Source organism: Mycobacterium seoulense, assembly GCF_010731595.1.
In the GTDB taxonomy this organism is placed as follows: Bacteria; Actinomycetota; Actinomycetes; order Mycobacteriales; family Mycobacteriaceae; genus Mycobacterium; species Mycobacterium seoulense.
Genome location: NZ_AP022582.1, coordinates 4,831,114 through 4,855,052, shown reverse-complemented (window position 1 = coordinate 4,855,052; position 23,939 = coordinate 4,831,114). Strand labels below are relative to the sequence as shown.

Annotated in this window: 24 protein-coding genes; 9 read left to right on the top strand and 15 right to left on the bottom strand. The window is 70.2% G+C overall.

The window, feature by feature from the left end:
• Positions 1-122: 122 nt before the first annotated feature.
• Positions 123-875, top strand: coding sequence for an MBL fold metallo-hydrolase (locus tag G6N37_RS22490; RefSeq protein WP_232075149.1), 753 nt, complete (start codon positions 123-125; stop codon positions 873-875).
• 49 nt (positions 876-924) lie between these two features.
• On the opposite strand, the gene G6N37_RS22485 is transcribed toward G6N37_RS22490, so the two are convergent.
• From G6N37_RS22485 to G6N37_RS22470, 4 genes are all read right to left on the bottom strand, one after another.
• Complete coding sequence (locus G6N37_RS22485; RefSeq protein WP_174813873.1) at positions 925-1,446, bottom strand: GNAT family N-acetyltransferase; 522 nt, start codon at positions 1,444-1,446, stop codon at positions 925-927.
• A 46-nt stretch (positions 1,447-1,492) separates the two neighbouring features.
• On the bottom strand, positions 1,493-3,727 hold the full coding sequence (locus G6N37_RS22480; protein ID WP_163685389.1) for an MMPL family transporter: 2,235 nt from the start codon (positions 3,725-3,727) through the stop codon (positions 1,493-1,495).
• Between the two features lie 131 nt (positions 3,728-3,858).
• Positions 3,859-4,731 carry an SAM-dependent methyltransferase gene (locus tag G6N37_RS22475; protein ID WP_163683606.1) on the bottom strand — a complete coding sequence of 291 codons (873 nt, stop codon included), beginning with the start codon at positions 4,729-4,731 and terminating at the stop codon, positions 3,859-3,861.
• A gap of 3 nt (positions 4,732-4,734) precedes the next feature.
• Complete coding sequence (locus tag G6N37_RS22470; protein WP_163683605.1) at positions 4,735-5,097, bottom strand: DUF3054 domain-containing protein; 363 nt, start codon at positions 5,095-5,097, stop codon at positions 4,735-4,737.
• A 70-nt stretch (positions 5,098-5,167) separates the two neighbouring features.
• On the opposite strand from G6N37_RS22470, the gene G6N37_RS22465 reads away from it, so the two are divergent.
• Together G6N37_RS22465 and G6N37_RS22460 are read left to right on the top strand one after the other, a co-directional pair.
• On the top strand, positions 5,168-6,352 hold the full coding sequence (locus tag G6N37_RS22465) for an acyl-CoA dehydrogenase (protein ID WP_163683604.1): 1,185 nt from the start codon (positions 5,168-5,170) through the stop codon (positions 6,350-6,352).
• 75 nt (positions 6,353-6,427) lie between these two features.
• Positions 6,428-7,045, top strand: coding sequence for a hypothetical protein (locus tag G6N37_RS22460; RefSeq protein ID WP_163683603.1), 618 nt, complete (start codon positions 6,428-6,430; stop codon positions 7,043-7,045).
• A gap of 105 nt (positions 7,046-7,150) precedes the next feature.
• Here the strand turns inward: G6N37_RS22460 and G6N37_RS22455 are convergent, their stop codons facing one another.
• On the bottom strand, positions 7,151-7,351 hold the full coding sequence (locus tag G6N37_RS22455; RefSeq protein WP_163683602.1) for a hypothetical protein: 201 nt from the start codon (positions 7,349-7,351) through the stop codon (positions 7,151-7,153).
• A gap of 254 nt (positions 7,352-7,605) precedes the next feature.
• On the opposite strand from G6N37_RS22455, the gene G6N37_RS22450 reads away from it, so the two are divergent.
• Positions 7,606-8,985, top strand: a complete 1,380-nt coding sequence (locus tag G6N37_RS22450) for an NAD(P)/FAD-dependent oxidoreductase (RefSeq protein WP_163683601.1) — start codon at positions 7,606-7,608, stop codon at positions 8,983-8,985.
• On the opposite strand, the gene G6N37_RS22445 is transcribed toward G6N37_RS22450, so the two are convergent.
• The 6 genes from G6N37_RS22445 to G6N37_RS22420 all read right to left on the bottom strand — a co-directional run bounded on the left by G6N37_RS22445 (position 8,982) and on the right by G6N37_RS22420 (position 14,975).
• Positions 8,982-10,208 carry an O-succinylhomoserine sulfhydrylase gene (locus G6N37_RS22445; protein WP_163683600.1) on the bottom strand — a complete coding sequence of 409 codons (1,227 nt, stop codon included), beginning with the start codon at positions 10,206-10,208 and terminating at the stop codon, positions 8,982-8,984. The two genes, G6N37_RS22450 and G6N37_RS22445, sit on opposite strands and share 4 nt — an antisense overlap.
• Entirely contained in the window at positions 10,205-10,639 is a 435-nt protein-coding gene (locus G6N37_RS22440) for a rhodanese-like domain-containing protein (protein WP_163683599.1), read from the bottom strand. Before G6N37_RS22440 ends, G6N37_RS22445 begins: the two co-directional genes overlap by 4 nt.
• Positions 10,636-11,847, bottom strand: a complete 1,212-nt coding sequence (purT, locus tag G6N37_RS22435) for a formate-dependent phosphoribosylglycinamide formyltransferase (protein WP_163683598.1) — start codon at positions 11,845-11,847, stop codon at positions 10,636-10,638. Before purT ends, G6N37_RS22440 begins: the two co-directional genes overlap by 4 nt.
• A 29-nt stretch (positions 11,848-11,876) precedes the next feature.
• Positions 11,877-12,515 (bottom strand): PaaI family thioesterase, encoded by a 639-nt coding sequence (locus tag G6N37_RS22430; RefSeq protein WP_163683597.1) that lies wholly within the window; start codon positions 12,513-12,515, stop codon positions 11,877-11,879.
• On the bottom strand, positions 12,512-13,810 hold the full coding sequence (locus tag G6N37_RS22425) for an adenylosuccinate synthase (protein ID WP_163683596.1): 1,299 nt from the start codon (positions 13,808-13,810) through the stop codon (positions 12,512-12,514). Before G6N37_RS22425 ends, G6N37_RS22430 begins: the two co-directional genes overlap by 4 nt.
• A 253-nt stretch (positions 13,811-14,063) precedes the next feature.
• Complete coding sequence (locus G6N37_RS22420) at positions 14,064-14,975, bottom strand: histidine phosphatase family protein (RefSeq protein WP_174813872.1); 912 nt, start codon at positions 14,973-14,975, stop codon at positions 14,064-14,066.
• A 296-nt stretch (positions 14,976-15,271) separates the two neighbouring features.
• On the opposite strand from G6N37_RS22420, the gene G6N37_RS22415 reads away from it, so the two are divergent.
• From G6N37_RS22415 to G6N37_RS22405, 3 genes are read left to right on the top strand one after another with little or no spacing between them, the layout of a single operon-like run.
• Entirely contained in the window at positions 15,272-15,916 is a 645-nt protein-coding gene (locus tag G6N37_RS22415) for a peptidase M50 (protein WP_163683594.1), read from the top strand.
• 9 nt (positions 15,917-15,925) lie between these two features.
• Positions 15,926-16,699, top strand: coding sequence for a site-2 protease family protein (locus G6N37_RS22410; RefSeq protein WP_163683593.1), 774 nt, complete (start codon positions 15,926-15,928; stop codon positions 16,697-16,699).
• 40 nt (positions 16,700-16,739) lie between these two features.
• Positions 16,740-17,636, top strand: coding sequence for a cation diffusion facilitator family transporter (locus tag G6N37_RS22405; RefSeq protein WP_163683592.1), 897 nt, complete (start codon positions 16,740-16,742; stop codon positions 17,634-17,636).
• Here the strand turns inward: G6N37_RS22405 and G6N37_RS22400 are convergent.
• Positions 17,633-18,046, bottom strand: coding sequence for a DUF3151 domain-containing protein (locus G6N37_RS22400; protein ID WP_163683591.1), 414 nt, complete (start codon positions 18,044-18,046; stop codon positions 17,633-17,635). The two genes, G6N37_RS22405 and G6N37_RS22400, sit on opposite strands and share 4 nt — an antisense overlap.
• Before the next feature lie 123 nt (positions 18,047-18,169).
• Between G6N37_RS22400 and G6N37_RS22395 the strand changes: the two genes are divergently transcribed.
• The gene (locus G6N37_RS22395; RefSeq protein ID WP_163683590.1) at positions 18,170-19,006 is read left to right on the top strand and encodes an Rv0361 family membrane protein; all 837 of its coding nucleotides are present in this window, start codon (positions 18,170-18,172) and stop codon (positions 19,004-19,006) included.
• A gap of 88 nt (positions 19,007-19,094) precedes the next feature.
• Here the strand turns inward: G6N37_RS22395 and fbaA are convergent, their stop codons facing one another.
• A complete protein-coding gene (fbaA, locus tag G6N37_RS22390; RefSeq protein WP_163683589.1) occupies positions 19,095-20,132 on the bottom strand; it encodes a class II fructose-bisphosphate aldolase in 1,038 nt (345 codons plus the stop codon).
• Positions 20,133-20,190: 58 nt separating this feature from the next.
• On the opposite strand from fbaA, the gene G6N37_RS22385 reads away from it, so the two are divergent.
• Positions 20,191-20,904, top strand: a complete 714-nt coding sequence (locus G6N37_RS22385) for a DedA family protein (RefSeq protein WP_083173334.1) — start codon at positions 20,191-20,193, stop codon at positions 20,902-20,904.
• Here the strand turns inward: G6N37_RS22385 and G6N37_RS22380 are convergent.
• On the bottom strand, positions 20,863-22,812 hold the full coding sequence (locus G6N37_RS22380) for an acetoacetate--CoA ligase (protein ID WP_163683588.1): 1,950 nt from the start codon (positions 22,810-22,812) through the stop codon (positions 20,863-20,865). The two genes, G6N37_RS22385 and G6N37_RS22380, sit on opposite strands and share 42 nt — an antisense overlap.
• Complete coding sequence (locus tag G6N37_RS22375) at positions 22,809-23,930, bottom strand: glycoside hydrolase family 76 protein (RefSeq protein ID WP_163683587.1); 1,122 nt, start codon at positions 23,928-23,930, stop codon at positions 22,809-22,811. Before G6N37_RS22375 ends, G6N37_RS22380 begins: the two co-directional genes overlap by 4 nt.
• Positions 23,931-23,939 lie beyond the last annotated feature (9 nt).

The following is a 23,939-nucleotide window of genomic DNA, read 5'->3' as shown; positions in this document are numbered from 1 at the left end:
ACATCAACGGTCGCGACCCGCCACGCCCGGCTACGCCGCACTCGCGATCACTCCCACATCAACGGTCGCGACCCGCCACGCCCGGCTACGCCGCACTCGCGATCGCTCCTATGCTCACTGGCGTGGCACCAGCACCGACTCTTGTTCAGGTCACCGACACCGTGTACCTCGCCCAGGGGCACGCCGTGAACTGGACGCTGGTCGTCGACGGCACCGGCGTCATGCTGATCGACGCCGGCTATCCCGGGGACCGCGAGGACGTGCTGGCCTCACTGGCCAAGCTGGGCTACGGCGTGGCCGACGTGCGCGCCATCCTGTTGACCCACGCCCATATCGACCACCTGGGTTCGGCGATCTGGTTCGCCGCAGCGCACGGCATCCCCGTGTACTGCCACGCCGACGAGGTGGGGCACGCGAAACGCGAGTACCTGGAACAGGTGTCCATCGTCGATGTGGCGCTGCGGATTTGGCGGCCCCGGTGGGCGAAGTGGACCGCCCACGTGATCCGCAGCGGCGGCCTGATCCGCGACGGCATCCCCACCGCCCGACCGCTGACCGGCGAGGTGGCCGCCGGCCTGCCGGGCCAGCCGCGGCCGGTCTTCAGTCCCGGCCACACCAACGGGCACTGCTCGTACCTGGTGGACGGCGTGCTGGTCAGCGGCGACGCGCTGATCACCGGCCACCCGCTGCTGCGGCACCGCGGACCGCAGCTGCTGCCGGCGATTTTCAGCTACAGCCAACAGGATTGCATCCGCACCCTGTCCGCGCTGGCGTTGCTCGACACCGAGATCTTGCTGCCCGGGCACGGCGACGTGTGGCGGGGCCAGATCCGTGAGGCGACCGCCGCGGCGCTCGCGCTGGCCAGCGTCGAGTGAGGCGCGCGACCGCAGGGATGACTCCAAAGCCGTTGCCGTCGTTGCTATCTCACCGTCCGTCGGCAACCAGCCACTTCTCGAAGGCGATCGGGATAAACGGCCCCCAGGACGGCAGCGGGTCGGGGGGCACCCGGGCGTAGCCGGTCGCGTCGTACAGCGCCTCGGCCTCGGGTTGCCGGTTGCCGGTGATCAGGTAGAGCCGCCGGTATCCGCGCGCGGCGGTCTCGGCCTCCAGGGCCGCCAGCAGCGCCCGCGCGTAACCGCGGCGCCGATGTGCGCGGTCGGTCCAGATCCGCTTGAGCTCAGCGGTCTCGGCGTCGTAACGCCGGAACGCGCCGCCGGTGACGGGCACGCCGTCCAGCACACCGATCAGCAGGCCGCCGTCCGGCGCCGCCAACTCGCTGGCCGGCACGGGCAGCCAGGACAGGTGCGCGCTCGGCGTGCCGCCGTAGCGCTGCGCGTACTCGTCGGCGAGCTCGGCCAGCAGCGGGCGCGCCAACGGGTCATCGTGCGTGGCCGACACGAACCGCAGCCGGCGGCGCGCGACCGGCGGGTTTGATGGGTGCACCACGTCACCATCCAACGCCTCCGAGCGCGACGCATTCCATTCGGCTCGTTCACCCGACGGGGTCGGGCGCGCGCGGGGCGTCCACCGGCCGGGCGTCCGCTCGTCGGCGGAGCCGTGCCAGCGGTGCGGGCGCCCACCAGTTCAGGCGCCCGAACACGTGCATGAAGGCCGGGACGAGCAGTACCCGCACCAACGTGGCGTCGATCAGCACGGCAAGGGTCAGCCCCACCCCGAACATCCGCATGAACGAGACATCCGCGGACGTCAGGGCGGCGAACGAGATCGACATCAGCAGCGCCGCCGCCGTGATGATCCGGCCCGTCCTGGCGACGCCCAACGCGATGCTCTTGTCGTTGTCGGAGCGGCTGCGCGGCGAGTCCAGCCAGTACTCGCGGATGCGGGCCAGCAGGAAAACCTCGTAGTCCATGGACAATCCGAATGCGATGCAGAACATCAACACCGGGATGTTGGCGACCAGCGTGCCGGTCGGGGTGGTGCCCAACGCCCCCAGATGCCCGTCTTGAAAGATCCACACCAAAGCGCCGAATCCCGTCGTCAACGACAGCATGTTGAGCAGCACCGCCTTGACGGGCAGCACCACGCTGCCCGTAAGCAGGAAAAGCAGCACCAGCGTGACGCACCCGACGAAGCCGAACAGCAACGGCAAGCGCGACGTAATCGCCTGCACCGAGTCACGATTCATCTGGGCCATGCCGGTCATCTCGGCCCGGCGGTCCCCGGGCACCGGAACCGCGTGCAAGCGGTCCAGCTGGGCGTCAGACGCCGCGGAATACAGCGGCGCACCGCTGGCCACGGTCAGGTAGGCGCTGCCGCCCGCCAGGCCGGCCGGCGCGGACGGCGGTCCTTTCCGCTCGCCGCCGACGAAGGTCCCCGTCGGCGACGACACCGCCGACGCGTCGGGCACCCGCGACAGCCGCGCGGCGTACTCTTCGAGCTCGCCCGTGCTCAGGCCCTCGGTGTGCGCGATGACGACCCGCACCGTGGTCGCGGCATCGGCACCGAAGTCTTGGCGGATCCGGTCGCTGACGGCGCGCGCCGACGATGACGCCGGCAGCACCCGATCGTCGGGATAGCCCCATTTGATGCCGAGGAACGGTGCGCCCAGCGCCAGCAGGAGGGCGATGATCGCCAGGCCGACCGGGAGGGCGTGCCGCATGGCAAGCGTGGCCGTGCGATACCAAAAGGTCTGTTCGATCGCCACCGGGGGTGGCGGCGGGCGCCGAAACAGCCTGCGCCCCAAGTCCCACACGTTGAGCGCGTCGAGCCGGTCCCCCAACAAGACGATCACGGCGGGCGCAACCACCATCGCGGCCAACGCCGCGAACGCCACCACCGCCACCCCGGCGTAGGCGAACGACCTGAGGAAGTACATGGGGAAGATCACCAGCGCCGAAAGGGCCAGGGCCACCGTCATCGCGGAGAACAGCACGGTGCGCCCGGCCGTGGCCATGGTGCGCGGGAGGGCTTCGCGGGGGCAGCGCCCCTCGGCCAGCTCGTCGCGGTAGCGACTGATGATCAGCAGGGTGTAGTCGATGCCCAACGCCAAGGCCAGCGCCACCGCGACGTTCACGGCGAAGATCGACACGTCCGCAACCACCGCCACCGCGCGCAACACCGCGAGTGCGCCCAGGATCGCGAACCCGCCGACCAGGATCGGCAGTGCCGCGGCGAGCAACCCGCCGAATACCCATACCAGCGCGGCGAAACTCAACGGTATGGCGACGAATTCCATTCGCAGTAAGTCATTTTCGGTCTGCCGGTTGAGTTCTTCGTAGATCACGGCCATCCCGCCGGCCCGTACGGTCACGCCGTCGCGGTCGCGCGCGAGGCGGTCCGCCAGCTCCCGGGCGTGCTTCGGCGCGCTACTTTCCCCACCGTTGAGCGCGACCAGGATCAGCGCCGACTTTCCGTCGGCGCTGATGAACCCCGGCCGCGGGGCATTCCACGGGGAGGCCACCTGGGCGACGAACGGCGAGCGGCCCAGCTGTTCGACGATGTCCATGCCCACCATCCGGGCGGGGCCTTCGTTGACGCCGGCCGGCGAGCTCACCAGCAGCGTCATCTCCATGTCACCCTGATGGAACTTGTCGGCCAGAACCGCTGCCGCACGCGCGGATTCGGCCGTCTGGTCCAGAAATCCGCCGCCGGGCAGGGTCGCGGCGGCCGGGATGCCGAACACGGCGGCCAGGACAGCGAGGAGGATCGCGCCCGCGATCACTCGCCGCGGAGCGGCGATGGCGACCCGGGCCAGTCGCGTCAGCATGGTCGCCGGTCCCTCCTCGTCGCGGTCCACAAAGCGTGTTACGACGTTAGGCCGCACGGGGTTCAAGAATCGGCGCAACTAATTTAAGTTAATTAAATGTTAATCAACTTAATATCGGCCCGGGCGCGCCGCTAGGGCCGCGTGGCGGTGAGGTATTCCGGCACGAACTCGGTGTGACCGGGCCCGCCCCGCCGCAGGCCGGGCAGGCCCACCGCTCCCAGCAGGTCGGCGACGCTGCGCTGCACCGTCGCCCAGCCGCGGGCGGACAAATATTCCGGGACATAGTGGTATTGCCCGGGATGGGTCAGGCTGGCCAGGTCGACGTCCAGGCCGTGGCGGCGCCAGCCGTCGACGAACGACCGCTCCGCCTCGAGCTGCAGCGGGGTCCAGATCGGCATGTGGTCGGCGGCGAAGCGGCTGCCCGCGGCGCTCATCGCTGTGACCCCCTGCAGCACGCGGTCCTGCAGGCCGGGCGTCAGGTAGCCGATCAGCAACTGCTCGGCGATCCACACCGTGGGCGCGGTGGCGTCGAAACCGACCCGCCGCAGGGCGGCCGGCCAGTCTCGATGCAGGTCGACGCCGACGGCGCGACGGCTCGCGGTCAGTTCGGCGCCCAGGCCCCGCAGCGCTTCGGACTTGAAGTCGAGCACCTCGGGCCGGTCGATCTCGTACACCGTCGTGCCCGGCGGCCACCACAGCCGGTACGCCCGGGTGTCCAGCCCGGCCGCCAGGATCACCACCTGCCGCAGGCCCGCCGCCCCGGCCTCGGCCAGGAACTCGTCGACGAACCGGGCGTGCGCCGCGCAGATGTCCAGGAACCGCGGGCCGCCGGTGTCGTCCGCGGCGAACCGGTCGTCGTCGATCACGCGGACGAAGTGGTCGACCCCGGCGGCGCGCACCAGCGGTTCGGCGAAGGGGTCGCTCAGCAGCCCCTTGTTGGTGGCGACGGCCCGAGCGGCGGCGCCGAACGCCGAGGTCACCGCCACACCCGCCGTCGCCGCCATGGCTCAGACGCCGGACCGGCGCCGCAGGGCCAGCCCGGCGACCGCTCGCCAGCCGAGCAACAACACCGCGGTGACCGACGCCGCCACCACCACGAAACTGGCCGCCACACCCGCGGAACTGGCCTTGCGCAACACCATCCCGATGACGACGGTGCACAGCCAGACGACCACCCCGGTCGGAACCAGCGCCGTGGGGCGGCGCCAGGCGCGGGACGCCAGCCAGCCGACGACGGTTCCGGCGAGAAACGGCCAGGCGGTGGTGGCGACGCCGGTGACGTCGAGCCCTTCGTCGTGGCTGCGGCGGCCGACGGCGCAGAAGATCACCACACCGATGACGTCGAGGCCGAGCCACACCAGCCGTCGCATGCCGCGAGACTACCGGGGGCGGGCCGCCGAGGTCGCCGCACCCGCGCCGGGTAGTGGCAGGCTGACACCCATGAGCACGCAAAAACCTCCCGCCTTCGACCGGTACGACCCCCTGGGCCTGGACGCGTCGCTGTCCGACGACGAGCTCGCGGTGCGCGACACCGTCAGAGGGTTCTGCGCCGAGCACGTCCTCCCGCACGTCGCGGAGTGGTTCGAGATCGGCGACCTGCCCGTCCGCCAACTGGCCAAGCAGTTCGGCGAACTGGGGCTGCTGGGCATGCACCTGCACGGCTACGGCTGCGGCGGCGCCTCGGCCGTCCACTACGGCCTGGCGTGCACGGAGCTGGAGGCGGCCGACTCCGGCATCCGTTCGATGGTCTCGGTGCAGGGCTCGCTGGCGATGTTCGCGATCTGGAATTTCGGGTCCGAGGAACACAAGCAGCAGTGGCTGCCCGCGATGGCGTCGGGTGAGTTGCTCGGGTGCTTCGGGCTGACCGAACCCGACGTGGGGTCCGATCCGGCCGCGATGAAAACCCGCGCGCGGCGCGACGGTTCGGACTGGGTGCTCGACGGCCGCAAATTGTGGATCACCAACGGCTCGGTCGCCGACGTCGCCGTCGTGTGGGCCTCCACCGACGAAGGCATTCGCGGTTTCATCGTCCCGACGAACACGCCGGGCTTCTCCGCCAACACCATTCACCACAAGCTGTCGCTGCGCGCCTCGATCACCAGCGAGCTGGTGCTCGACGACGTGCGGCTGCCCGCCGACGCGATGCTGCCCGAGGCGAAAGGCCTGCGGGGACCGCTATCGTGTTTGTCCGAAGCGCGCTACGGGATCATCTGGGGTTCGATGGGCGCGGCGCGGTCGGCCTGGCAGGCCGCCCTCGACTACGCCACGCAGCGCACCCAATTCGGGCGCCCGATCGCCGGGTTCCAGTTGACCCAGGCGAAGCTGGTCGACATGGCGGTCGAGCTGCACAAGGGTCAGCTGCTGTCGCTGCACCTCGGCCGACTCAAGGACAGCGTCGGGCTGCGTCCCGAGCAGGTGAGCTTCGGCAAGCTGAACAACACGCGGGAGGCCATCAAGATCTGCCGGTCCGCCCGAACCATATTGGGCGGCAACGGGATATCGCTGGAGTATCCGGTCATCCGGCACATGGTCAACCTGGAGTCGGTGCTCACCTACGAGGGCACGCCGGAGATGCACCAGCTCGTCCTCGGGCAGGCGTTCACCGGTAGCGACGCCTTCCGCTGACGGGAGGGCGGGACCGACGCGCATTGGTGCGCGAATACCTCGCGCCGGTCGCGCGCACGTGCTGGAATGGGAGCCATGACAGGCACCGCGCACCGGCTCGGCAGCACCGTCGCGGCGTTGGCCCTGGTGGTCGCCGCCGTGGCGCCGGCGGCCGGCGCCGATCCCACCGTCGCGCTGCCCCCGATGACGTCGACCGGGGCCACGCCGATCATCGGCGGCGGCAGCAGTGCCGGCATCGCGGCGCAGCTGTTCAGCTTCGGCACTCCCAACGTGCAGGAGGCCGACGGTTCGGACGCGGCCCAATTCATCACGGCCGCCGCCGGAAGCGCCAATCAGCAACTGGCGGCGCCCTTCTCGCTCATGCGCCGGGCGCTGGCGTGCCAAACCAACAATGCCGGATTCGGGGCGCGCGCCTATCGGCGCGGCGACGGGCAATGGGGAGGCGCGATGCTGGTCGCGGCCAAGAGCGCGACGCCCAACGTCGACGGACTGGCGGGCTGCGCCAAGACGAACTGGCGCAGGGCCACCGCGGGCACGCAGAGCTCGCTGTGCAACACCGGGTGGAGCACCCCCAACACCTACGAGAGCCGCCGCGGCGAGACCTATTACGTCCTGCTCGCCGGTACCGCCGACGACTTTTGCACCGCGGTCAACGGCAAATTCAAGGACAACTCCAACGGGTGGCCGTTCTAGCGCGCGAAATCCGTTGCGCACTTCTATTTTTCGCTACCGCCCTGCGCCGCCGCCCGCTCCGCCCTACGCGGATTGAATTCAACACGTCTCGCGTCGCCGTGCGCCTCACACCGGAAATTCGGCGCGCCAGTTTCCGAAATCCGCTGGCGCAACGGCGATCACAACGTACACTTCCGCCATCGGGCAATCGAGGTAACCAGGGAAATTGTCCAACCAAGAACGGGATGGTGTGATGTCACGGTTCACCGGCAAAATCATTCTCGCAGCGATGCTCGGCTTCACCGTCTGCGCGGCTTCTGCTTGCACGACGCCGATAACGATTGATTGCGGTCCGTCCTTGACCTGCCAGTAACCACTGGGTGGCGAATTGGGTCGCGCTTACCGCGCGGCCCAATTCGTTTCTCCACCGCGAATGGCGGATTGTCCTGTCTGACAGCCGGTTCTGCCGGGCGCGGGCCCGATCCGGACGTTGCCGTGACGCGCGCCCGGCCGGAGTCGTACGGTGGACATGTGCTGCACGCAGCGTGCGACCAGAACGACACGGCCGATAAGGGGTAAGCATGTCGCGTCATCGCGTCGTCATCATCGGAAGCGGATTCGGTGGCCTGAACGCGGCCAAGGCCCTCAAACGGGCGGACGTCGACGTCACCCTGATCTCGAAGACCACGAGCCACCTGTTCCAGCCACTCCTGTACCAGGTGGCCACCGGCATCCTCTCGGAAGGCGACATCGCCCCGACCACCCGGCTGATCCTGCGCCGGCAGAAGAACGTCCGGGTCCTGTGGGGCGAGGTCAGCGAGATCGACCTGACCGCCAAGACCGTCACGTCGCACCTGATGGGCATGCAGACGGTGACGCCGTTCGACAGCCTCATCGTGGCCGCGGGCGCGCAGCAGTCCTACTTCGGCAACGACGAGTACGCGGCCTTCGCGCCCGGCATGAAGAGCGTCGACGACGCCCTCGAGCTGCGGGCCCGCATCCTGGGCGCGTTCGAGGCCGCCGAGGTCGCCACCGACCCGGCCGAGCGGCAGCGCCGCCTGACGTTCGTGGTGGTCGGCGCCGGGCCGACCGGAGTCGAGCTGGCCGGCGAGATCGTCCAGCTGGCCGAGCGCACCCTGGCCGGGGCGTTCCGGACCATCACGCCCAGCGAATGCCGGGTCATCCTGCTCGACGCCGCGCCGGCGGTGTTGCCGCCGATGGGCGAGAACCTGGGCCTCAAGGCGAAACGCCGGCTGGAGAAGATGGACGTCGAGATCCAGCTCAACGCCATGGTGACCGCGGTGGACTACATGGGCATCACGGTCAAGGAGAAGGACGGCGGCGAGCGGCGCATCGAATGCGCGTGCAAGGTGTGGGCCGCGGGGGTGCAGGCCAGCGAGCTGGGCAGGATGGTCGCCGAGCAGTCCGACGGAACCGAGACCGACCGCGCCGGGCGGGTGATCGTCGAGCCCGACCTCACCGTCAAGGGGCATCCGTACGTGTTCGTCGTCGGCGACCTGATGTCGGTGCCCGGCGTCCCCGGGATGGCCCAGGGTGCGATCCAGGGGGCGCATTACGTCACGAAGCTGATCAAGCAGGCGGTGAAGGGCCAGGACGACCCGGCCGCCCGCAAGCCGTTCAAGTACTTCGACAAGGGCAGCATGGCGCTCATCTCCCGGTACAGCGCCGTCGCCAAGGTCGGCAAGCTGGAGTTCGGCGGCTTCATCGCCTGGCTGGCGTGGCTGCTGCTGCACCTGTACTACCTGATCGGCCACCGCAACCGCATCGCCGCCATGTTCGCCTGGGGCATCTCCTTCCTGGGCCGCACCCGCGGCCAGATGGCCATCACCAGCCAGATGATGTACGCGCGGCCGGTGGTGGACTGGGTGGAACGGCAAGCGCAGGAGGGAACGCTGGCGGCCGCCGAACGCATCGAAGCGGCCGAGAAGCAAGCCGGCTAGCGCAGCGCCTGGTCGATGTCGGCGATCAGGTCGTCGGTCCCCTCCAGCCCGACGGAGATCCGGACCACGCCGTCCCCCAGCCCGATCGCCGCGCGGCCCTCCGGGCCCATCGCCCGGTGGGTCGTGGTCGCCGGATGGGTGACAAGGGATTTGGCGTCGCCCAGGTTGTTGGAGATGTCGATCAGCCGCAGCCTGTCCAGCATCTCGAAGGCCCGCTGCTTGGCCTTGTCGTCGGGGCAATCGAGGGCGAAGGTGATGACCGTCCCGCCGCCGGACATCTGCCGCTTGGCCAGGTCGTACTGCGGGTGCGAGGGCAGATACGGGTAGCGCACCCAGCTCACCGCCGGATGGGTCTCCAGGAATTCCGCGATCCGGTGCGCCGATGAATTGCTGTACTCGACCCGGACGGCCAGCGTCTCAAGGCCTTTCACCAACACCCAGGCGTTGAACGCGCTCATGGCCGGTCCGGTGTGCCGCATCAGCTTCTGCACCGGACCGTCGATGTACTCCTTGTCCCCGAGGATGGCGCCGCCCAGCACCCGGCCCTGGCCGTCGATGTGCTTGGTGCCCGAGTACACCACCACGTCCACCCCGAGCGGAATGCCCTGCTGCAGCAGCGGCGTGGCGAAGACGTTGTCCAGCACCACTTTTGCCCCCGCCGCGTGCGCGAGCTCGACCACCGCGGTGATGTCGACCAGCGACTGCATCGGGTTGGACGGCGTCTCGAAGAAGACCGCCGCGGTGGGGACGGACAGCGCCTCCTCCCACTGCGCCAGGTCGTCGCCGTCGACGAAGACGGTCTCGACGCCCCAGCGCGGCAGGATCTCGTTGCACACCACGAAACACGACCCGAACAGGCTGCGCGCGGCCACCAGCCGGTCCCCGGCGGCCAGCAGCGCGCCCAGCGAGGTGAACACCGCCGCCATGCCGCTCGCGGTGGCGAACGCCGCCGGCGCGCCCTCGATGAGGCGCAACCGCTCCTCGAACATCGTCACGGTCGGGTTGCCGTAGCGCGAGTACACGAAGTGGTCCAGCTCGCCGGTGAACGACTTCTCGGCGACCGCCGCCGACTCGTAGACGTAGCCGGACGTCAGGAACATCGCCTCGGCGGTCTCGTCGAACCCCGAGCGCAGCAGCCCGCCGCGCACGCCGAGGGTGGCCTGGCCGACGCCGTCGGGCAGCGCCTTGGGCACGCGGACGGAGTCCCCCGGCGGGGAGGTCACAGCTGCTTCCAGGGCAATCCGATGGCGCGCCAGCCCGATTCGCCGCGATGCCCGGCGGGGTTCGCGTGGCCTTCGAACCCGTCCAGCACGTTGTAGGCCGGGGTGATGCCGGCCCGGGTGGCGGCCTCGGCGGCGCCGATGGACCGGTTGCCCGAGCGACACAGGAAGACCACCGGCCGCTCGGCGTCGGCGTCGGGCACGCGGTCGCGCAGCTCGTCGGTGAAGTTGGGGTTGTGCCTGCCGTCGGAGGTGTTCCACTCGATGAACACCACCTCGCGGCCCAGGCTGGACAGGTCGGGCACGCCGATAAACCGCCATTCGTCGTCGGTGCGCACGTCGACCAGCACAGCGTCGGGATTGTCGCTGAGCAGCTGCCATGCCTGCTGGGGCGTGATGTCTCCGGCGTAGGATCCCGGGCGCTGTGTGCTCATGACCTCGAATCGTAACGAGGTTGTCGGGTCAGCCGGCTGGCCACCTCACGGGCGCGGTCGCGCGCCGCCGCCACCTCCGGCGCCGTCGCCAACGCCTGGAAGCCCCGCCCGACGGGGCGAAGGTCGCTCTCCGGAACGCTCAGCGCCCGGCTGAGCGCGGCGGCCGGCGCGTCGGCGCGCTCCACCCGGTGGGCCGCGCCCGGGGAAATCATCATGGTGTCCACCGGCAGGCCCAGACTGGTGCGGGCCTGCAGCTCGAACGCCGAGAGCCGCTGGCTGCGCACCGTCGCCCAGGCGCTGTCGGCGGGGAAGGGCGTGACGTCGGCGAAGTACACCTCGTCGCCGTTGATCATCAACTCGACACCGAAGACGCCGCGCCCGCCGAGCGCGTTGACGATCCGCGCCGCAATCGATTTGGCGGCATCCATCGCCGCCGCGCTCATCTGCTGGGGTTGCCACGATTCCAGCGCGTCGGCGTGGCCACCGCGATGGCCGATGGGCGAGCAGAATTCGATCGCCGGCCCACCGGCGCCGTCGCTGCGGACGGCCAGCAGGGTGACGTAAACCTCGACCTCCACCACGGTTTCGGCCAGCACGCGGTGCTGGTCCCCCTGGCCTCCCGTCGCGCGCTGCCAGGCCGGCCCGATGTCGTCGGGCCCCGAGGCCACCGACTGCCCCCACCCGGCGGCCGCGAGCACGGGCTTCACCAGCAACGGGTAACCGGCGTGGGCGCCGACCGCCTCGAGTTCGCCGATGGAGCCGACGAACCAGAACGGCGCCGTGGGCAGCCCCAGCTCGTCGGCGGCCAGCCGGCGCAGGCCCTCCCGGTCGGCGGCGAGCCGCACGGCGCGAGCGCTGGGCACCAGCTGGGCGTTTCCGTCCTCGAGTCCCTCGAGCGCCCGGGGCGCGACGGCGTCGGTGGCGGTCACGACGACGTCCGGGTGCAGCCCCCGCACCGCCTTCGTCAGCTCCTCGGCGTCGGTCATCGGGACCACCAGCGACTGATCGGCCACCCCGTCCGCGCGCTCACCGACCGCGATGACCCGCGCACCGAGGCGCCCCAGGGCGATCGCCAGTTCGCGGCTGAGCTCTCCGGAGCCCAGCACCACCACCCGCGGCCGGGCGTCGGCTTCGTCCGCCGGCGCGTGCGGGGGCACGGCGAGCGCGGTGGTCCTGTCGTCTTGTCCTTCGGTCGGGCCGTCAGTCACCGCTTCAGGATAGGTGCGTTGCGGGGACCTCAGGGCTGGCCGGGAAGCAGCCGCACCATCAGCCCGTTGGCCTCGGCCAGCACCGCGTGCCCGCCGTCGAGCAGTTCCGCGGCCACGAACGCCTTGCGGCCCTCGGTGCGCGTGACGCGGCCGCGCACCACCAGCGGCGCGTCGATCGGGGTGACCTTGCGGTAGTCGACGTGCAGGAACGCCGTCCGGCTGATCGGCCGCCCCGCGGCGTGCGACACCATGCCGAACATGTGGTCGAACAGCAGCGGCAGCACGCCCCCGTGCACGGCGTGGTTTCCGCCGACGTGAAACCGGCTGAAGTACCCGGTCATCTCGACGCCGTCCGGCGCGTAGCGCGTCAGCGTCCACGGCGGCAGCAGCAGGCTGCCCATGCCGGGCAGATCGGGCGTCCGCCCGGCCGGCGCCTTGCCCTCCTCGGCCTGGAACGGCGCGAGCAGCTGCACCAGGTCCGCGGCCCGGTCTGCCGCGTCGTCCCACACGTCGTCGCCGGGGTCGGCGGACACGGCAAGGTCCTGCAGGGCGCGCATGGCCGCGACGAACCGGCCGAACCCCGGGCCCGGGCTGGCCGGGCCGTATTCGGGGAAGCCGCCGTGGTGTTCGTATTCGGGGTCGAGTTCGCGTGCGTCCGGCTCCGTCACGGGCGGGCCGCCAGGACGTCGCGGCGCACGATCGTCTGTTCCCGTCCCGGACCGACGCCGATGCACGAAACATGCGCCCCGGCAAGCTCTTCCAGCCGCAACACGTAGTCACGCGCCTTGGCGGGCAGGTCGTCGAATTCGCGCGCGTCCGAGATGTCCTCCCACCAGCCCGGCAATTCCTCGTAGATCGGTTCGGCGCGGGCGAGGTCGGTTTGCGTCATCGGCATGTCGGTCGTGCGCTCGCCGTCGATGCGATAACCGACGCAGATCGGGACCGTTTCCAGGCTGGAGAGCACGTCGAGCTTGGTCAGGAAGAAGTCGGTGATGCCGTTGACGCGGGTGGCGTAGCGGGCGATGACGGCGTCGAACCAGCCGCAGCGGCGCCGCCGCCCGGTGGTGACGCCGTATTCGCCGCCGGTCTTGGACAGGTATTCGCCGTTCTCGTCGAACAGCTCGGTGGGGAACGGGCCGGAGCCCACCCGGGTGGTGTAGGCCTTGAGGATCCCGAGCACGGTGGTGATGCGGGTGGGGCCGATGCCGGACCCGACCGCCGCGCCGCCGGCGGTCGGATTCGACGACGTCACATAGGGATACGTGCCGTGGTCGACGTCGAGCAGGGTGCCCTGGGAGCCCTCCAGGAGCACGGTCTCGCCGGTCTCGAGCGCGGCGTTGAGCAGCAGCCGGGTGTCGCGGATGCGGTGACGGAACCCCGCGGCTTGTTCCAGGAGGGCGTCGACGACCTGGTGCGGGTCCAGTGCCTTGCGGTTGTAGATCTTGACCAGGATCTGGTTCTTGAGTTCGAGGGCGGCCTCGACCTTGTGGGTCAATTGTTCGGGGTCGAGCACGTCGGCGACCCGGATTCCCTGGCGGGCGATCTTGTCCTGGTAGCACGGCCCGATGCCGCGGCCGGTGGTGCCGATCTTCTTGTTGCCCATGTAGCGCTCGGTGACCTTGTCGATGGCGACGTGGTAGGGCAACAGCAGGTGCGCGTCGGCGGAGATCAGCAGCTTGGTGGTGTCCACGCCGCGGTCTTCGAGGCCTTTGAGCTCGTCGAGCAGCACGCCGGGGTCGACCACCACGCCGTTGCCGATGACGTTGGTGACGCCGGGGGTCAGCACGCCCGAGGGGATCAGGTGCAGGGCGAAGTTCTCGCCGGTGGGCAGGACGACGGTGTGCCCGGCGTTGTTGCCCCCCTGGTAGCGCACCACCCACTGCACGCGCCCACCGAGCAGGTCAGTGGCCTTACCTTTGCCCTCGTCGCCCCATTGGGCGCCGATGAGGACGATTGCCGGCATGACTGCTCCCGCCTGCTTACTGTGGTTCGACTGGCAAAGCGCCGTATCTTGCAGCGCTGCAACGTTTTGCGGCATCACCCGGTGGCTCGAGCTGCCGACCCGCACCAGCGCCTCGGTTGACCACTCCGGGGCCTTGCGCGTAGCTGGAGGCATCGTTGCTTGCCGCGCTCACGTGGCGATCCTAAACGTCGGCCAGCGACGCACCCTCGTCAAGGGCCGTTTGACCCCGACGCGTGTCCCGGACGGGCCCGGCTCACGGCGTCGAGGGCGGCTGAGCCGCACATACACCGCCGGCGGTCGGAGCGTCCAGCATCAGGCACAGGGGCTGCTTGGGGTCGCGAGCGGTCCTCTTGGCCGCCCAGCCAGGCCACACCGGCTTCCCGTTCCAACTGACCAGTCTCCAGCCGTCGTGCGGGTTGCCCTGGATCACGACGATGCCGGTGTTGGGCAGCGGGTCGAAGAGCAGGAGCAGCGGATCGGGGTTTTTGACGCTCATCATGGTCCCGACGCCGATGGCGAATTCGCTGGAGAACGCCACCTCGGTGATCTTGCCGCCCGCGGTCCGGACCGGGTTGGCCATGGCGTTGCCGTACATCATTTGCAGGGAGTCGTTGAAGCGACCCGCGTCGGTCACCGTGTTGCCGTACATCGTTTGCAGCGCGCCGTTGAAGCGTTTGTGGAATTCGAACCCGTTGGCGTCGGCGGAGCCCGGAGCCAGCATCGGCACGATGCGGAGCCCAAGCAGCCACGCCACCGGGCCCAGCAGGTACGCCAGGCCCGCGAGGCTGAACTGCGGCAGCCCGTTGAAAACGCCGGCGTCGATCTCGTTGAGCCCGGGCAGTGCCTGAACGTTCATCCCCAACGTGGCCGCCAACGGCGCCGCGGTCTGCTGCGTCCTGATCAACTGCGACGCGAAGATCCCGGCGAGCGGGCCCTGCGCGGCGAGAACGTTGCCGACGTTCTGCGCCTGTTCCTGGCCGAGTGCCGTGAGTACCGTTCCGGGCACCGACGTGTCGATCACGCGCGCCGCATTGGCCTCCGACTGGCCATGCCGCACCAAGTCGATGACGATCGATTCGTCGGCCGAGGCCGTCGCCGGCCCGACGCACAGCAGGACGGCCGAAACCGCCACGGCGCCAACACGGCGGAGTTGCTTCGTCAGCAATGGACGCGCGTGGGGCCGGTACCGGAAGCGGGCGGTGCGGTTCGCGCGGTTGGGAAGACGGCGGTCAGTCCGCGAATGGCAGAACTCCGTTCTCTTGGCCACCCATTCGTTGACCCCGTGGCAGGAGTAAAGTATCCGGTTGTTAGCATGCGCTGGCGCAACAACTTTCGCAGTCCGACACCATGTTGTGACTGTGTCGTTATGACGAGATCATCCCGCGCCCAAACGGTCTGGCCGACGAGCAGACGAGAGACGTTGGACGACAGAGCTATTGGTCCGGCTTGATTGGATGACTGGTGAGGAAAGAAGACCGCGTCCTGGCGGTGTTGCTGTTCGGTGATCGTCGCGCGCCCCGCTCGTTGACCGGTTCGCCCCTCCACCGCGTCACCGAGGCGACCGACGTGGACGCCGCGATCGGGCCGCACCGGCGGCTGGTGGTGGTCGGCGCCGATGCCGACCTGGCGACCGTGCTGACCCGGCTGCTGCGGGCCGGCCGGCTCGACGTCGAGGTGGCCTACGCGCCGCGCCGCCGCACGCGCGCGACCCGGATCTACGGCCTGCCCGCCGGTCGGCGCGCGGCACGGCGCGCCGCGAGCGCGACCGCCCGGCGCGTGACCCTGGTCCGCGACGAAACCGGGTCGGTGGTCGTCGGGCGGGCCGGCTGGGTGCCGCCGGAAGGCCCGTGCCTGCACGGCGAGGCGGTCGTCGACGACGCCGTGCTGTTCGACGGCGCCGCCCGCGCCGTCGACATCGAGCCGACGCTGGCGGTGCCGGGCCTGCGGGCCCGGGTGTCGCCGGGCCGGCGCCGCTGGGTGGCCGGGCGCGCGGTGCAGCTGGGCAGCACCGGCGTCACCGTGGTCCGCGACGGCGTGCCCGCGCCGCGCCCGGCGCGCCGGTCCACGTTCTACCGCAACGTCGAAGGCTGGCTGGCCGTCCGATAGTTTCGACCGGTGAACCTGCCCGCCCGGCGCGAATCGGTGCGACCCAGCCCCATCTTTTTGGCCCTGTTGGCCCTGACGGCGGCCGGCGGCGTGCTGGCGTGGCTGGCCGGCAGCACCGTGCGGCCGCTGGCGTACTTCGGGGTGTTCACCTTCGTCATCGCCGGCTGGCTGGTGTCGCTCTGCCTGCACGAGTTCGGCCACGCCGTGACCGCCTGGCGCTTCGGCGACCACGACGCCGCCGTGCGCGGCTACCTGACGCTGGATCCGCGGCGCTACAGCCATCCCGCGCTGTCGCTCCTGCTGCCGATGGTGGTCATCGCGCTGGGCGGGATCGGCCTGCCCGGCGCCGCGGTGTACGTGCGGACCTGGTTCATGACGCCGAACCGGCGCAGCCTGGTCAGCCTGGCGGGCCCGGCGGCCAACCTGGTGCTGGCCGTGCTGCTGCTGACGCTGACGCGGTTCTTCTACGACCCTTTCCATCAGGTGCTGTGGGCGGGAGTGGCGTTCCTGGGCTTCCTGCAACTGACCGCGGTGGTGCTGAACCTGCTGCCCATCCCGGGCCTGGACGGGTACGACGCCCTGGAACCACACCTGAGCCCGGAGACGCAGCGCGCGCTGGCCCCGGCCAAGCAGTGGGGCTTCTTCATCGTGCTGTTCCTGCTGTTGCCGGCCAGTCACTGGTTCTTCCAGGCGGTGCTGTGGCTGTTCGAGTTCTCCGGGGTGCCGACCTGGCTGGTGTCCGCGGGCAACCTGCTGACCCGCTTCTGGAGCCGCTGGATCTGACCCTTGCCATATATGCGCGGATCCGCATATATTGCACGGCATGGGCGCCGGCCACAACCACAGTCCCGCCGACACCGACGGGGCCCGGTTGATTCCCCGCATGATCATCGCCGCCGCGATACTGGCGGCGTTTTTCGTGGTGGAGTTGACCACCTCGCTGCTGATCAACTCGATCGCGCTGCTGGCCGACGCGGGCCACATGCTGACCGACGTCGTCGCGGTCTTCATGGGACTGGCCGCGGTGACGCTGGCCCGGCGGGGCAGCTCGTCACCGTCACGGACCTACGGCTGGCATCGGGCCGAGGTCTTCACGGCGGTCGCCAACGCGGGGCTGCTGATGGGGGTCGCCCTCTTCATTCTCTGGGAGGCGATCCAGCGGCTCAGGGAAACCCCGTCGATCCCCGGTGTGCCCATGATCGTCGTCGCGCTGGCCGGGCTGCTGGCCAACCTGGTGGTCGCGTTGCTGCTGCGGTCGCACTCCGGGCAGAGCCTGGCGGTCAAGGGCGCCTACATGGAGGTGGTCGCCGACAGCGTCGGCAGCCTGGGCGTGCTGATCGCCGGCATCGTCACCGTGACGACGCGCTGGCCGTACGCCGACGTGGTGGTCGCCGTGCTGGTCGCGCTGTGGGTGTTGCCGCGGGCGATCTCGCTGGCCCGCGACGCCTTGCGGATCCTGTCCGAATCGTCGCCGACACACATCGACGTCGACGAGCTGCGCTCGGCGCTGGGCGCCGTCGACGGCGTGACCGAGGTGCACGACCTGCATGTCTGGACGCTGTCGCCCGGCAAGGACATGTGCACCGCGCACTTGCGCAGCGCCGGCGACTCCGCCCGGGTGCTGCAGGACGCCCGCGCGGTGCTGTCGGCGCGGGGGCTGCAGCACGCCACCGTGCAGATCGACTCGCCGGACGACGCGGGGTGCTCGGAAACCTTCTAGAGCCCCAGCGCCGGCCGCGCCGCCGGGTCGCAATCGTCGAGCAGGTCCAGGCAGCGCAGGTACTCGTCGGCCTCGCCGATCGTGTCGGCGGCGCGCGCCAGGGCCGCCACGCAGCGCAGGAATCCGCGGTTGGGCTCGTGCGAATAGGGCACCGGGCCAAAGCCCTTCCAGCCGCTGCGCCGCAGCTGGTCCAGGCCGCGGTGATAGCCGGTGCGGGCGTAGGCGTAGGCCGTGATGGCCTGGTCGTCGGCCAGCGCCTGCTCGGCCAGCGCCGCCCAGGCCACCGACGCCGACGGGTGCGTGGCGGCGACGATCGCGGGCTGCTCGCCGGCGAGCAGTTCCGCCTCGGCGTCGGGATCGCCCGGCAGCAGGGTCGGGTCGGGTCCGAGAAGGTCTCGCGGCGGCGTCATGGCTCCTATTCTGCAGCTCCCCCGTTTCGCCGGACCGCGGGACCTCGGCCGTCACCCCATCGAGGGGGGCGGGTCGCTAAGCTCTCCAATTACCCCATCCGATAGCGGAGGACAGCCGTACTCATGCCCCAGCCACCCGAGCCCGACCGCGGCGGCACGCCCAATCCGCCTGGGCACGAATGGGCCGCGCAATCAGGCGAGGACGCGACCGCGAGCGTTCCGCTGGTACCGAGCGACTCCGAGACCGAGACCGTGGTGATCAAACCCGATTCCGGCGGCAGCCAGGGGGATCCCGGGGAGGACGCGGACGGTGGGCAGCGCGAACGCCGCTTCACCGCGCCCGGCTTCGACGCCAAAGAGACCGCGGTGATCGCGACCACCCCCGAGCCCGCCACCGAGGTCTTCGCCTCACCGCCCGGACCCGAGGGGCCGACCGCACAGTTCGGCTCGCCCGGCAAACCGGCTGTGCCGCAATCGATCCCGCCCCGGCTCGGGGGAAAGCTGCGCACCTCCCGGCAGTTCAACTGGGGCTGGGTGCTGGCGCTGGTGCTGATCGTGCTGGCGTTGGCCGCGATCGCGATCCTGGGCACGGTGCTGCTCACCCGCGGCAAACACACCAAAGTGTCGCAGGAAGACCAGGTTCGGACCACCATCCAAAGCTTCGACACCGCGATTCAAAAGGGCGACCTGACCACGCTGCGCACCATCACCTGCGGCACCACCCGCGACGGGTACGCGGACTACGACGAGCACTCGTGGGACGAGACCTACCGGCGGGTGTCCGCGGCCAAGCAATATCCGGTGATCGCCAGCATCGACCAGGTGGTGGTCAACGGCCAGCACGCCGAGGCCAACGTCACCACGTTCATGGCCTACGACCCGTCGCTGCGGTCGACCCGCAGCCTGGACCTGCAGTACCGCGACGACCAGTGGAAGATCTGCCAGTCCCCCAGCGGTTAGCCGCGGCGCGTGGGCTTCGGCCGAGCGCCCGGCCAGCCGCACGTTCGGTGCCGAGTGCCCGCCCAGCCGGGCATCCGGGGCGGACCGGCTAGCTTGAGCCCACGGACTTCCCGGCGCAGTGCAGGTCTTCGCAGGCCTCCACCACGCGCTCGGTCATCGACGCCTCGCCCTTCTTGAGGTAGCTGCGCGGGTCGTAGACCTTCTTGGCGCCCACCTCGCCGTCGACCTTGAGCACGCCGTCGTAATTGCCGAACATGTGACCGGCGATCGGGCGGGTGAAGGCGTACTGGGTGTCGGTGTCGACGTTCATCTTCACCACGCCGTACCGCAGCGACTCCTCGATCTCCGACTTGAGCGAGCCCGACCCGCCGTGGAAGACGAAGTCGAACGGCTTGGCGTCGCCGGGCAACCCCAGCTTCGCCGCGGCCACCTGTTGCCCCTGGGCCAGGATGTCGGGGCGCAGCTTGACGTTGCCGGGCTTGTAGACGCCGTGCACGTTGCCGAACGTCGCGGCCAGCAGATACTTGCCGTGCTCGCCGTGGCCCAGCGCGTCGATGGTCTTCTCGAAGTCCTCCGGCGTGGTGTACAGCTTGTCGTTGATCTCGTGGGCGACGCCGTCCTCCTCACCGCCGACGACGCCGATCTCGATCTCCAGGATGATCTTGGCGGCCGCGGCCTGCTTGAGCAGTTCCTGCGCGATGGCCAGGTTCTCGGCGATCGGCACGGCCGAGCCGTCCCACATGTGCGATCCGAACAGCGGGTCCTGACCCGCGGCCACCCGCTCGGCGGAGATGGCCAGCAGCGGCCGCACGTAGCTGTCCAGCTTGTCCTTGGGGCAGTGGTCGGTGTGCAGCGCGACGTTGATCGGGTACCTGGCCGCGACGACGCGGGTGAACTCGGCCAGCGCCACCGCCCCGGTCACCATGTCCTTCACCCCCAGCCCGGAGGCGAACTCCGCGCCGCCGGTGGAGAACTGGATGATGCCGTCGCTGCCGGCGTCGGCGAAGCCCTTGATCGCGGCGTTCACCGTCTCCGAGGAGGTGCAGTTGATGGCCGGGAAGGCGTACGAGTTCTCCTTGGCGCGGCCCAGCATCTCGGCGTACACCTCGGGCGTGGCGATGGGCATGGGCTCCTCCTGGCGACTTGGCCCGTCCAGTATCTCAACACCGGTATGTTGAAGCATCGTGAGCACCACCGTGACGGCCCTGCCCCACATCTTCGACCCGATGTATTGGTTGGGCGCCGACGGCGTCTTCGGGTCCGCGGTGCTGCCCGGCATCCTGATCATCGTCTTCATCGAGACCGGCCTGCTGTTTCCGCTGCTGCCCGGCGAATCGCTGCTGTTCACCGGTGGGCTGCTGGCCGCGCACCCGAACCCGCCGGCCAGCATCTGGGTGCTCGCCCCCGCCGTCGCCACCGTGGCGATCCTGGGCGATCAGACCGGGTACTTCATCGGCCGGCGGATCGGCCCCGCGCTGTTCAAGAAGGAAGATTCCCGGTTCTTCAAGAAGCACTACGTGACCGAGTCGCACGCCTTCTTCGAGAAGTACGGGCCGTGGGCGATCATCCTGGCGCGCTTCGCGCCGTTCGTGCGGACGTTCGTGCCGCCGGTGGCCGGGGTGTCCTACATGCGCTACCCGGTGTTCCTGGGCTTCGACATCGTCGGCGGCATCCTGTGGGGCGGCGGCGTCACGCTGGCGGGCTACTTTTTGGGCAACGTGCCATTCGTGCACCACAACCTGCAGAAAATCCTGCTGGTCATCCTGGTGGTCTCCCTGATGCCGGCGTTCATCGCGGCGTGGCGGAGCTACCGGGGCCGGCGGCGGGGGCCGCAGCAGCCCGAGCAGGAGCCCGGCTCAGGACACCCGACTTCTGCGGTACGCAACGAAAGCGTCTAGCAGTTCCGGCCGGTCGATCGAACTCTGCTGCACCGCCTCGCCCGGCACCGCGCCCAGCAGGATCCGCTTGATCGGGATCTCCAGCCGTTTGCCGGTCAGCGTCCGCGGTATGCCCGGCACCGCCAGGATGTCGTCGGGCACGTGGCGCGGGGAGGCGTGCCGGCGGATGGCCGCCACGATCTCGGACCGCAGCCGCTCGTCGAGTTCGGCGCCGTCCACCAGGCTCACGAACAGCGGCATCCAGTAGCCGCCGTCGTCCTGCTCGACCCCGACCACCAGGCAGTCCCCCACCTCGGGCAGGCCCTCCACCGCGGTGTAGATCTCCGCGCTGCCCATCCGCACGCCCATCCGGTTCAGCGTCGCGTCCGAACGGCCGTGCACCACAACGGATCCCCGGTCGGTGATGGTGATCCAGTCGCCGTGACACCACACCCCGGGGTACTTCTCGAAGTAGGCGGCCCGGTACCGGCTCCCGTCGTCGTCGTTCCAGAAGAACACCGGCATCGAGGGCATCGGCTCGGTGATCACCAGCTCGCCCTCTTCCCCGATGACCGGGTGGTTCGGTCCCGTCCAGGCTTCGATGGCCGCCCCCAGGCAGATGCACGACAGCTCGCCGGCCACCACCGGCAGGATCGCGCAGCCGCCGATGAACGCGGTGCAGACGTCGGTGCCGCCGCTCATCGAGATCACCGGGACGGTCCGGCCGAGTCCCTCCTGGACCCAACGGAATCCGGACGCGGGCAACGGCGAACCGGTGGAACCCACGGCGCGCAGCCCGTCCAGCGGGTACGTCGCCCCGGGCTTGAGCTCCTTCTTGGCGCAGGCGAGCAGGTAGCCCGCGCCGGCCCCGAGCACGTTCACACCGGCCTCCGCGGCGACCCGCCACAGCCCGTCGGTGCCCAGATGCGTTGGGCTGCCGTCGTAAAGCACGATCGTGGTGTCGGCCAGCAGCCCGGACAGCAGCAGGTTCCACATCATCCAGCTGGTCGACGAGTACCACAGGAAGCGTTCGCCGGCGTACAGCTCCAATTGCAGGTTCAGGTATTTCAGGTGCTCGAGCACGGTGCCGCCGTGCCCGTGCACGATGCCCTTCGGCTTGCCGGTGGTGCCGGACGAGAACATCACCCACAGCGGGTGCGCGAACGGCACGGCGGTGATCTCCAGCTCGGCGTCCGACTGCGTCGCCGCACCCCACGGCACTGTCTCGCCGCCGGTCTCGAGCCCGAGCCGCGGCACCACCACGGTGGCCCGCAGGCTGGGCAGCGCACGCCGGATCGCGTCCAGCTCCGCGCGCCGGTCGATGCGCTTGCCGTCGTAGACCGAGCCGTCGGTCGCCACCAGCACGGCCGGCTCCACCTGGCCCAGCCGCGCGATCACGCCGTCGACGGCCACGTCCTGATTGCACACCGCCCAGATCGCGCCGACGCTGGCCGCGGCCAGGGCGGCGACGGCCGCCTCGGCGACGTTGGGCAGGTACCCGACGACGGCGTCCCCGGGCCGCACCCCGAGATCACGTAGGTAGGCCGCGAACGCGCCGGTCTCGCGGCGCAGCCGCGCCCACGACCACTCGCACGCGCCGTCCTCGCCGACGACGATCATGGCGGGCCGCTCGTCGGTGGCGTGCCGGAAGATCTCGGTGGCGTAGTTGAGCGTGGCGCCGGGGAACCACTCGGCGCCGGGCATGGCGCGGCTGCCCAGCACCGCGCGGGGCGGGTTGGCCGCCTGGATGTCGAAGTAGTGCCAGACGGCGTCCCAGAACCATTCGATGTCCTCGACGGACTTGCGCCACAGCGCGTGGTAGTCGCCGTAGTCGCCGCGGCCCGTCTGGCCGAGCCACGCCATGAAGCGGGTGAGGTTTGCCCGGGCCAGCGTGGCCTCGTCGGGAATCCAGCCGCCGGGCTCGGTCATGTCGCGCTCCCTGCCGTCACGGCGGTGACGTTACAGGCGGCCTCCATCAGCATCCAGCCCGACAGCTGCACCGACAGGTCCCGTTCGGCGACATCCGAACTGTGCACCGCCCCGTCGACGGACTGCGCCTCCCCGCCGGCCTGGGTGGGCAGCTGCGCGTCTCGGTCCCAGAACGGCCCGAACAGCGGCAGCCCGTCCACGGTTTGCCGGTAGTCCCACGCCGATTTCGCGCTGGCCAGCACGATCCGCCGGGCGGTGTCGCGGGCCGCGGCGTCGTCGGCGGAGTCGCCCAGCAAGGTGGTGGCGACCAGCGCGAGGTATCGCGCGGTGACGCCGGAGAACAGGCCGCCGTCCCCGCCGCCGGCGCCGGCCAGCACGCCCGTCGGCGCCATGTGCTCGGCGACGGCCGCGACCAGCCGGTGCACCCGGGGCGCGTGCCGATCGTCGTGGGTGCGGACCGCGAGTTCCGTTTCCAGGCCGAGCACCACGCCCTGGCAATAGGTGTACTGGGCGCGGACCAGGGAGCCGGCCTTGATGCCGTCGAACACCAGGTGCGTCTCCGGGTCGATCAGGGTCTCGTCGATCCAGTCGGCCATCTGCTGGGCGCGCCGCATCCGGCCGCCGTAGCGGGCCAGGAAGATGGCCGCCGGCCCGTTGGCCGGGGCGTTGAAGAACTGGTCCTGCTTGCGCCACGGAATGCCGCCGCCGTCCTCGGGCACCCACGCGTCGAGGAACTCCTCGGCCAGCTTGGGCAGCGCGCGGTGCCGCTCGACGCCGGCGATCCGGGCGGCGCGTTCCAGCGCCAGCGCCAGCCAGGCCATGTCGTCGTAGTAGCTGTTGGTCCAGCGGAAGTTGTTGCGCAGCCGGTGCGAGCGGACCTGCCGGTTGATCCGGGTGTGCCGGTCGGGCCGGGGGTCGCGCAGCTGCGCGTCGACCAGGCAATCCAGCAGATGCGCCTGCCACCAGTAGTGCCACGTGCCGAACGAGGAGTCCCGCCGCGTCGGCGGCCAGGCCACCACGCCCAGCTGGGTCCCGGGCAGCCCCCACAGCCGTTTCAGGTGCCGTTGCGCGACAGCGGCTTCGGAGCTGGCCGCCCGGTTGGCCCATAGCTGATCCATACCGCCGAT